General features: G+C 55.0%; 8 protein-coding genes and 1 pseudogene. 5 read left to right on the top strand and 4 right to left on the bottom strand.

The window, feature by feature from the left end; genetic code table 11:
• Positions 1-111 precede the first annotated feature (111 nt).
• Positions 112-1,209, top strand: a pseudogene (locus ACJHWT_RS21825) (TonB-dependent receptor domain-containing protein); the annotation flags it as partial.
• On the opposite strand, the gene ACJHWT_RS21820 reads toward ACJHWT_RS21825, so the two are convergent.
• Positions 1,184-1,813, bottom strand: coding sequence for a PAS domain-containing protein (locus ACJHWT_RS21820; protein WP_013188478.1), 630 nt, complete (start codon positions 1,811-1,813; stop codon positions 1,184-1,186). The pseudogene ACJHWT_RS21825 and the gene ACJHWT_RS21820 overlap by 26 nt on opposite strands.
• A gap of 309 nt (positions 1,814-2,122) precedes the next feature.
• Here ACJHWT_RS21820 and ACJHWT_RS21815 point away from each other — a divergent pair, with 309 nt between their 5' ends.
• Together ACJHWT_RS21815 and ACJHWT_RS21810 are read left to right on the top strand one after the other, a co-directional pair.
• Entirely contained in the window at positions 2,123-2,683 is a 561-nt protein-coding gene (locus ACJHWT_RS21815; RefSeq protein WP_001161490.1) for a recombinase family protein, read from the top strand.
• 3 nt (positions 2,684-2,686) lie between these two features.
• The gene (locus ACJHWT_RS21810) at positions 2,687-5,653 is read left to right on the top strand and encodes a Tn3-like element TnAs1 family transposase (RefSeq protein WP_410232358.1); all 2,967 of its coding nucleotides are present in this window, start codon (positions 2,687-2,689) and stop codon (positions 5,651-5,653) included.
• Here the strand turns inward: ACJHWT_RS21810 and ACJHWT_RS21805 are convergent.
• From ACJHWT_RS21805 to ACJHWT_RS21795, 3 genes are read right to left on the bottom strand one after another with little or no spacing between them, the layout of a single operon-like run.
• Positions 5,630-5,980, bottom strand: coding sequence for a lysogeny establishment protein (locus ACJHWT_RS21805; protein WP_410232357.1), 351 nt, complete (start codon positions 5,978-5,980; stop codon positions 5,630-5,632). The two genes, ACJHWT_RS21810 and ACJHWT_RS21805, sit on opposite strands and share 24 nt — an antisense overlap.
• Before the next feature lie 50 nt (positions 5,981-6,030).
• Complete coding sequence (locus ACJHWT_RS21800; protein WP_000067530.1) at positions 6,031-7,062, bottom strand: site-specific integrase; 1,032 nt, start codon at positions 7,060-7,062, stop codon at positions 6,031-6,033.
• A 7-nt stretch (positions 7,063-7,069) separates the two neighbouring features.
• Positions 7,070-7,291 (bottom strand): hypothetical protein, encoded by a 222-nt coding sequence (locus ACJHWT_RS21795; RefSeq protein ID WP_000542336.1) that lies wholly within the window; start codon positions 7,289-7,291, stop codon positions 7,070-7,072.
• 603 nt (positions 7,292-7,894) lie between these two features.
• Here ACJHWT_RS21795 and ACJHWT_RS21790 point away from each other — a divergent pair.
• Both ACJHWT_RS21790 and ACJHWT_RS21785 read left to right on the top strand, forming a co-directional pair.
• Positions 7,895-8,104, top strand: coding sequence for a c1 repressor inactivator (locus ACJHWT_RS21790; protein ID WP_127976846.1), 210 nt, complete (start codon positions 7,895-7,897; stop codon positions 8,102-8,104).
• A 110-nt stretch (positions 8,105-8,214) separates the two neighbouring features.
• The gene (locus ACJHWT_RS21785) at positions 8,215-9,066 is read left to right on the top strand and encodes a phage repressor protein C1 (protein WP_000611656.1); all 852 of its coding nucleotides are present in this window, start codon (positions 8,215-8,217) and stop codon (positions 9,064-9,066) included.
• Positions 9,067-9,072: the final 6 nt, after the last annotated feature.

Genomic DNA, 9,072 nt, shown 5'->3' with positions numbered 1-9,072 from the left:
AGCGCTGAACAAAATGACGAAAGCAGGTATGCCTGAAAGCGTGCGTATTGCCTGAAAACACAACCCGCTACGGGGGAGACTTACCCGAAATCTGATTTATTCAACAAAGCCACGCGCTGGACACACCACGATGACAGCGGTTTTATCCCTTACGCCATCACCACCGGCCTTGATTACGAGGCGATGACCGAACAGCGCAAAGGCTATGAGAACTTTGTTTATCAGAACGGCGTTTACGATCTCGGCACCAAAGGTGATATGCGACGTAACGAACGTAACCTGATGTGGAACCTCGATCCCTACATTCAAACGCACTGGCAGCTCACCTCAGCCCTGGGGCTGGACGCCGGGGCGCGCTATAGCTCGGTATGGTTTGATTCCAACGATCGTTATGTTGTAGGTAAAAATGGTGATGATAGCGGCGAAGCGAGCTATCACAAGTGGCTTCCGGCGGCAGCGCTGAAGTATGCCATGACGCCGCAGTGGAACGTTTACCTCTCTGCCGGGAGGGGATTTGAAACGCCGACCATTAACGAGCTGTCCTATCGTCCCGATGGTCAGTCCGGGCTTAACTTTGCTCTGCAACCGGCCACTAACACCACCGTTGAAGCAGGCAGTAAATGGCAGGTGGGCACCGGGATGGCGAGCCTGAGCGTCTTCAATACGGACACGAAAAATGAAATTGTCGTTGCCGCCAGCGACAATGGCCGTACGTCCTATCAGAACGCGGGCAAGACGCGCCGCCGCGGGGTCGAACTGGGATGGGATCAGCAATTTGCGCCCGCCTGGCGCGCCAAACTGGCGTGGACGCTGCTGGATGCGACCTACCGTGAAAACGCCGGCGATGCTATTCAGAGCGGCAATCGGATCCCGGGGATTGCACGTAATAGCGCCTATGCCTCCTTTGGCTGGGTGCCGGAAGAGGGATGGTACGCTGGCGCTGAAGTCCGCTATATGAGCGATATTCAGGTCAACGATGCCAATAGCGAGCAGGCTCCAGCCTATACGGTGACGGCACTGAATACCGGCTATAAATATGTGCTAGATAACTGGACCGTCGACCTCTATACGCGCGTTGATAACCTGTTTGATAAGCGCTACGTCGGCTCTGTTATCGTCAACGAGAGCAACGGACGCTATTATGAACCGGCGCCGGGCCGTAACTATGGCGTTGGGCTATCGGTCAGCTATCAGTTTGATTCGCTGTAACAATACGGCTGCCGGAGAGTGCTATTGAGGTGAGGCTCCGGCAGCGGGTAAAGGCGTTGATTCCTGGTAACAATAAGCTGCTTATTGATGTATCAGTAAGCATGCCGGCAGCCATTGCGCTTGATATAATACTACCCCATATGAGCAAGAGTATTTTCACGGAAAAGCTAGCAGCCAATTTCGGCCTCGCGGCCTTCCCGCTTCTCAATTGAGCATATAATTTTTCCGCAGCCAAAACCTGCTCAGGTTCAGGCTTGGTCCTTACAGACTGGTATTCAACAATCGAACCATTCTTAGCTATTGGCGTTACATAAGCACTTACCCAATAGTGGTCGCCATTTTTACAGCGATTTTTTACTAGCCCCATCCATGAGCGGCCAGATTTTAATGTACTCCACATATGCTCAAATGCAGCAGGCGGCATATCTGGGTGTCTTACGATGTTGTGAGGCTGGCCTAATAGTTCTTCCTCAGTGAAACCACTGATTTTAATGAAGTCAGGATTAACGTACGTGATATGGCTTTGAGGGGAGGTAGTCGAAAGAATATTGGCATCTTTTGGGAGTTCTAAGTTTCGACCCGTCACTGGTAAATTCTGGCGCATAAGAACCTCAAGGGTTGGCTGTTTTATTTTATTGTTTTCGGCATTAAGCCCAATTTCTTGAGCGTTACGATAAAGCTAGCATGGAAACGATAGGTGCAAGCAAGTTAAGGGTTGCATCGCGCATGTCAATCTAGGCTATACCCTAACTTGATGTCAGGCAGGGCCGCGCCGCTTCGTCAGAATAGAGTCTGCTTTCCCATTTTTTGACACATGCCCGCGAAGGTTATAGATTTCAGCCTGACAGAAATGGGCTTTGAGGCACAACGGAACAGAAAGTGCACTTAAGCCGCCTTCAACCAAGGAGACATCGTGCAGGGGCACCGCATCGGCTACGTCCGGGTCAGCAGCTTTGACCAGAACCCGGAACGCCAGCTGGAACAAACCCAGGTGAGCAAGGTGTTCACCGACAAGGCATCGGGCAAGGACACCCAGCGCCCCCAGCTCGAAGCGCTGCTGAGCTTCGTCCGCGAAGGCGATACAGTGGTGGTGCACAGCATGGATCGGCTGGCCCGCAACCTCGATGACCTGCGTCGCTTGGTACAGAAGCTGACTCAGCGCGGCGTGCGCATCGAGTTCCTGAAGGAGGGCCTGGTGTTCACTGGCGAGGACTCGCCGATGGCCAACCTGATGCTGTCGGTGATGGGGGCCTTCGCTGAGTTCGAGCGCGCCCTGATCCGCGAGCGGCAGCGTGAGGGCATCGCCTTGGCCAAGCAGCGTGGCGCGTACCGGGGCCGCAAGAAAGCCCTGTCCGATGAGCAGGCTGCTACCCTGCGGCAGCGAGCGACGGCCGGCGAGCCCAAGGCGCAGCTTGCCCGCGAGTTCAACATCAGCCGGGAAACCCTCTACCAGTACCTCCGCACGGACGACTGACACATGCCGCGTCGCTTGATCCTCTCGGCCACGGAGCGGGACCCCCTGCTTGCGCTGCCGGAAAGCCAGGATGACCTGATCCGCTACTACACCTTCAACGACTCCGACCTGTCGCTGATCCGCCAGCGACGCGGCGACGCCAACCGCCTCGGCTTCGCCGTGCAGCTCTGCCTGCTGCGCTACCCCGGTTACGCGCTGGGAACCGACAGCGAGCTGCCCGAGCCGGTCATCCTGTGGGTGGCGAAGCAAGTCCAGGCCGAGCCGGCGAGCTGGGCAAAGTACGGCGAGCGCGACGTGACCCGTCGCGAGCATGCCCAGGAACTGCGCACCTACCTGCAACTGGCCCCGTTCGGCCTGTCCGACTTCCGCGCCCTGGTGCGCGAGCTAACCGAGCTGGCCCAGCAGACCGACAAAGGCTTGCTGCTGGCCGGTCAGGCCCTGGAGAGCCTACGGCAGAAACGACGCATCCTGCCGGCGCTGAGCGTGATTGACCGGGCCTGCTCGGAAGCCATTGCGCGAGCCAATCGGCGGGTCTACCGCGCCCTGGTCGAACCACTCACGGACTCGCATCGGGCCAAGCTGGACGAGCTGTTGAAGCTCAAGGCCGGCAGCAGCATCACCTGGTTGACCTGGCTGCGCCAGGCACCGCTGAAACCCAACTCTCGGCACATGCTGGAACACATCGAGCGGCTGAAGACATTTCAGTTGGTGGACTTGCCCGAAGGCCTGGGCCGGCACATCCACCAGAACCGCCTGCTCAAGCTGGCCCGCGAGGGTGGGCAGATGACGCCCAAAGACCTCGGTAAGTTCGAGCCGCAGCGCCGCTACGCGACCCTGGCCGCCGTGGTGCTGGAGAGCACCGCGACCGTGATCGATGAGCTGGTCGATCTGCATGACCGCATCCTGGTCAAGCTGTTCAGCGGCGCGAAGCACAAGCATCAGCAGCAGTTCCAGAAGCAGGGCAAGGCGATCAACGACAAGGTGCGCCTGTACTCCAGGATCGGCCAGGCGCTGCTGGAAGCGAAGGAAAGCGGCAGCGACCCCTATGCCGCCATCGAGGCGGTGATTTCCTGGGACGAGTTCACCGAGAGCGTCAGCGAGGCCGAGCTGCTGGCCCGGCCGGAAGGCTTCGACCACCTGCACCTGGTCGGCGAGAACTTCGCCACCCTGCGCCGTTACACGCCGGCCTTGCTGGAGGTGCTGGAACTGCGCGCCGCGCCGGCCGCGCAAGGCGTGCTGGCAGCCGTGCAGACCCTGCGTGAGATGAACGCCGACAACCTGCGCAAGGTGCCGGCCGATGCACCCACGGCCTTCATCAAGCCGCGCTGGAAGCCGCTGGTGATCACCCCGGAAGGCCTCGACCGGAAATTCTACGAAATCTGCGCCCTGTCCGAGCTGAAGAACGCCCTGCGCTCCGGCGACATCTGGGTCAAGGGCTCGCGGCAGTTCCGCGACTTCGACGACTACCTGCTGCCGGCCGAGAAGTTCGCCGCACTCAAGCGCGAGCAGGCCCTGCCCCTGGCGATCAACCCGAACAGCGACCAGTACCTGGAAGAGCGTTTGCAGCTGCTGGACGAGCAGTTGGCCACCGTCACCCGCCTGGCCAAGGACAACGAGCTGCCCGATGCCATCCTCACCGAGTCAGGGCTGAAAATCACCCCGCTGGATGCGGCGGTGCCGGATCGGGCGCAGGCGCTGATCGACCAAACCAGCCAGTTACTGCCGCGCATCAAGATCACCGAACTGCTGATGGACGTGGACGACTGGACGGGCTTCAGCCGCCACTTCACCCACTTGAAGGACGGGGCCGAGGCCAAAGACAGGACGTTGCTGCTGTCCGCAATCCTCGGTGATGCGATCAACCTCGGGCTGACCAAGATGGCCGAGTCGAGCCCCGGCCTGACCTACGCCAAGCTGTCCTGGCTGCAAGCCTGGCACATCCGCGACGAAACCTATTCGGCGGCCTTGGCCGAGCTGGTCAACCACCAGTATCGCCACGCCTTTGCCGCCCACTGGGGCGACGGCACGACCTCATCCTCCGATGGCCAGCGCTTCCGCGCGGGTGGCCGGGGCGAGAGCACCGGGCACGTCAACCCGAAGTACGGTAGCGAGCCGGGACGGCTGTTCTATACCCATATCTCCGACCAGTACGCGCCGTTCAGCACCCGCGTGGTGAATGTCGGCGTCCGCGATTCCACCTATGTGCTCGACGGCCTGCTGTACCACGAGTCCGACCTGCGGATCGAGGAGCACTACACCGACACGGCCGGCTTCACCGATCACGTCTTTGCCCTGATGCACCTGCTAGGCTTCCGCTTCGCGCCGCGCATCCGCGACCTCGGCGAAACCAAGCTGTACGTGCCGCAGGGCGTGCAAGCCTACCCGACGTTGCGCCCGCTGATCGGCGGCACCCTGAACATCAAGCACGTGCGTGCCCACTGGGACGACATCCTGCGCCTGGCCAGCTCGATCAAGCAGGGCACCGTCACCGCCTCGCTGATGCTGCGCAAGCTCGGCAGCTACCCGCGCCAGAACGGACTGGCCGTGGCCCTGCGCGAGCTGGGCCGGATCGAGCGCACGCTGTTCATCCTGGACTGGCTGCAAAGTGTTGAACTGCGCCGCCGCGTGCATGCCGGCCTGAACAAAGGTGAGGCGCGCAACTCGCTGGCCAGGGCGGTGTTCTTCAACCGCCTTGGGGAAATCAGGGATCGGAGCTTCGAGCAGCAGCGCTACCGGGCCAGCGGCCTCAACCTGGTGACGGCGGCTATCGTGCTGTGGAACACGGTGTACCTGGAACGCGCCACCCAGGGGTTGGTCGAGGCCGGCAAGCCGGTGGACGGCGAGCTGCTGCAATTCCTGTCGCCGCTGGGCTGGGAGCACATCAACCTAACCGGCGATTACGTCTGGCGGCAGAGCCGCAGACTGGAAGACGGGAAGTTTCGGCCCTTACGGATGCCCGGAAAACCTTAGCGTACGATTTTTTCCGAATTCTGCGGGCTCCCCTGTTAACGCTTTGGATCTTGCTGAACTGATTGAAAGGGCATTGTTTACCTTACCCAGGAGTTCGCCAAATTCCACCATCACTCTAGTAAGCCCGCGCCGCGCTTCCTCCTCCGTTGCATTCATCACAAAATGTTCAGCACTCCGCATGCTTTTAACGGGGAACGCAACAGATATCGAGTCGATATCAGGCATCCTATCGCTCAACTTTACGGTGACAATGACAGATGGTGACTGAATTTGAGAGCTTACAGACAGCACCACATATTTTCCGTCTATTTTGAAATCCTTCCGCATGCGTCACCATAAACGTCAAATAATTAGAGCAATCAAGCGCAAATGAACGGCTAATCGCCATCTTCCAGCAGGCGCACCATTGCCCCCGTTTCACTATCCAGGTTACGGATATAGTTCATGACAATATTTACGTTGGTCCAGCCACCAGCTTGCATGATCTCCGGTATTGAAACTCCGGCACGGGCCATATCTCGCGCGGCTCCGACACGGGCACTGTGTCCAGACCAGGCCAGGTATCTCTGACCAGAGTCATCCTTAGCGCCGTAAATCAATCGATGAGTTGCTTCAAAAATCCCTTCCAGGGCGCGAGTTGATAGCTGGCTGGTGGCAGATGGCGCGGCAACACCATTTTTTCTGACACGGCAAAACAAGTAGTTATTCGGATCATCAGCCACACCAGAGACAGAAATCCATCGCTCGACCAGTTTAGTTACCCCCAGGCTAAGTGCCTTCTCTACACCTGCGGTGCTAACCAGCGTTTTCGTTCTGCCAATATGGATTAACATTCTCCCACCGTCAGTACGTGAGATATCTTTAACCCTGATCCTGGCAATTTCGGCTATACGTAATAGGGTGTTATAAGCAATCCCCAGAAATGCCAGATTACGTATATCCTGGCAGCGATCGCTATTTTCCATGAGTGAACGAACCTGGTCGAAATCAGTGCGTTCGAACGCCAGTGCCTGTTTTGCACGTTCACCGGCATCAACGTTTTCTTTTCGGATCCGTCGCATGACCAGTGAAACAGCATTACTGTCACTTGGTCGTGGCAGCCCGGACCGACGATGAAGCATGTTTAGCTGGCCCAAATGTTGCTGGATAGTTTTTACTGCCAGACCGCGCGCCTGAAGATATAGAAGATAATCGCGAACATCTTCAGGTTCTGCGGGAAACCATTTCCGGTTATTCAACTTGCACCATGCCGCCCACGATCGGCAAACGGACAGAAGCATTTTCCAGGTATGCTCAGAAAACGCCTGGCGATCCCTGAACATGTCCATCAGGTTCTTGCGAACCTCATCACTCGTTGCATCGACCGGTAATGCAGGCAAATTTTGGTGTACGGTCAGTAAATTGGACATTTAACACTCAGATAATGGTTTTAAGTAAAGTGTACAGGATCGGCTCTGCCTTTACCTGTTTATGGTTCTCGTCATAGAAACGCCAGCGACCGCGCGTGCGTTCTATTTTCTCTTCACCGCGCGATAATGACAGTTGACAACTATCACGATCAAACCCTTTTGCCCGCCAGTAACCACGGTTTTTCTCAAGCTCAAGATGAGTGGACACTTTAGCAGCTGAATATCCCATTTTTCACCTCTGATTGATTGGTGGTGCTAAGTGCGCTACGCGAAATCTGGAGCACTAACACTGCCAACATTTCGCAGATTTTACGTAGCGCAACCTTGATCAAATGATCAAGTGATCACTATTTGACCTGGTAAGGTATTGAACTGTATGGATTTACAGGTAAATTGATCATGTTCAATAACCCTTAAGATAACTTCGTATAATGTATGCTATACGAAGTTATTAGGTCTGAAGAGGAGTTTACGTCCAGCTGCGCATAAAAATCAAGAATTATTAGAGCAATAATTTTGAGAGAAAAATCCCACTCCACCAGCCAAAAACTGGATTGTTTTTCATAGTTGTTTGACAATTGCTCTAATAAATTATAGTTTTGCCGCCGTTTCGTAATACGACTTTGGATTCACTATTTAATGTGTCTTCAGCGTTGTAGAGCGGCTCAGAAGGAAATGAGCAAACAGGGAAACCTTATACAACGGCATTACAGCTATGCATTGCTCATCTTACACACAGCGCAATGTTGTTAGATTACCCCAGCATGGATCATGGGTGAAACAGTAGGTCAGAGCTTCAGGCTCTGTGTTGTCAATACAGTGAGGCATAATTATGGCTTTCATTCCACCAACCATCGACGACGTTAGATATTGCTCTAACGCTTTATCTGTAGACCCCGCCGAAACCGACGCTGCCCGCGCCATTGCTGAACACTACTCAAAGATATCCAATCAGGAGTACCGCATCACCCAAGACGACCTGGATGATCTCACTGACACAATCGAATATCTCATGGCCACTAACCAGCCAGACTCACAATAAATGCACTAATAAATCTATTATTTTCGTTGGATCCTTCTATAATGGTGGCCAACAACTCCCAGTGTAATCCGCTGTGAGTTGTTGGCCATGTCAATTCTGGAGGAGGATCAATGATAAATTATGTCTACGGCGAACAACTGTACCAGGAGTTCGTCAGCTTCAGGGATCTCTTTCTAAAAAAAGCTGTTGCACGCGCCCAACACGTTGATGCCGCCAGCGACGGTCGTCCTGTACGCCCGGTTGTCGTTCTGCCGTTCAAAGAAACTGACAGCATTCAGGCTGAAATTGATAAATGGACTTTAATGGCGCGGGAACTGGAACAGTACCCAGACCTCAATATCCCAAAGACTATTTTATATCCAGTGCCTAACATCCTTCGCGGTGTGCGTAAGGTTACAACTTATCAGACAGAAGCTGTGAACAGCGTCAACATGACCGCTGGCCGCATTATTCATCTGATTGATAAGGACATTCGCATCCAAAAAAGCGCGGGGATCAATGAGCACAGTGCGAAATACATAGAGAACCTGGAAGCAACAAAAGAGCTAATGAAGCAGTACCCAGAGGATGAAAAATTCCGTATGCGCGTACACGGCTTTAGCGAAACAATGCTGCGCGTCCACTACATTTCCAGTAGCCCTAACTACAATGATGGTAAATCAGTGAGTTACCATGTGCCACTGTGTGGCGTGTTTATCTGCGATGAAACTCTCCGTGATGGAATTATCATCAACGGTGAATTCGAAAAAGCAAAATTTAGCCTTTATGACTCCATAGAACCGATCATCTGCGACCGCTGGCCGCAAGCAAAAATATATCGCCTGGCAGATATTGAAAATGTAAAAAAACAAATTGCCATCACTCGCGAAGAGAAAAAGGTTAAGTCAGCCGCATCAGTTACGCGCAGCCGTAAAACCAAGAAGGGGCAGCCAGTAAACGACAACCCCGAAAGCGCGCAATAAATTATG

The sequence above is a fragment of the Escherichia sp. WS338 genome, assembly GCF_046486405.1.
In the GTDB taxonomy this organism is placed as follows: domain Bacteria; phylum Pseudomonadota; class Gammaproteobacteria; order Enterobacterales; family Enterobacteriaceae; genus Escherichia; species Escherichia coli.
This window is presented reverse-complemented; position numbering and strand designations above follow the sequence as displayed.

Coding starts and splice junctions, on each gene's coding strand:
- ACJHWT_RS21820 (WP_013188478.1), bottom strand. CDS start 1,813: ATGCGCCAGAATTTACCAGTGACGGGTCGAAACTTAGAACTCCCAAAA.
- ACJHWT_RS21810 (WP_410232358.1), top strand. CDS start 2,687: ATGCCGCGTCGCTTGATCCTCTCGGCCACGGAGCGGGACCCCCTGCTT.
- ACJHWT_RS21805 (WP_410232357.1), bottom strand. CDS start 5,980: ATGCGGAAGGATTTCAAAATAGACGGAAAATATGTGGTGCTGTCTGTA.
- ACJHWT_RS21800 (WP_000067530.1), bottom strand. CDS start 7,062: ATGTCCAATTTACTGACCGTACACCAAAATTTGCCTGCATTACCGGTC.
- ACJHWT_RS21795 (WP_000542336.1), bottom strand. CDS start 7,291: ATGGGATATTCAGCTGCTAAAGTGTCCACTCATCTTGAGCTTGAGAAA.
- ACJHWT_RS21790 (WP_127976846.1), top strand. CDS start 7,895: ATGGCTTTCATTCCACCAACCATCGACGACGTTAGATATTGCTCTAAC.
- ACJHWT_RS21785 (WP_000611656.1), top strand. CDS start 8,215: ATGATAAATTATGTCTACGGCGAACAACTGTACCAGGAGTTCGTCAGC.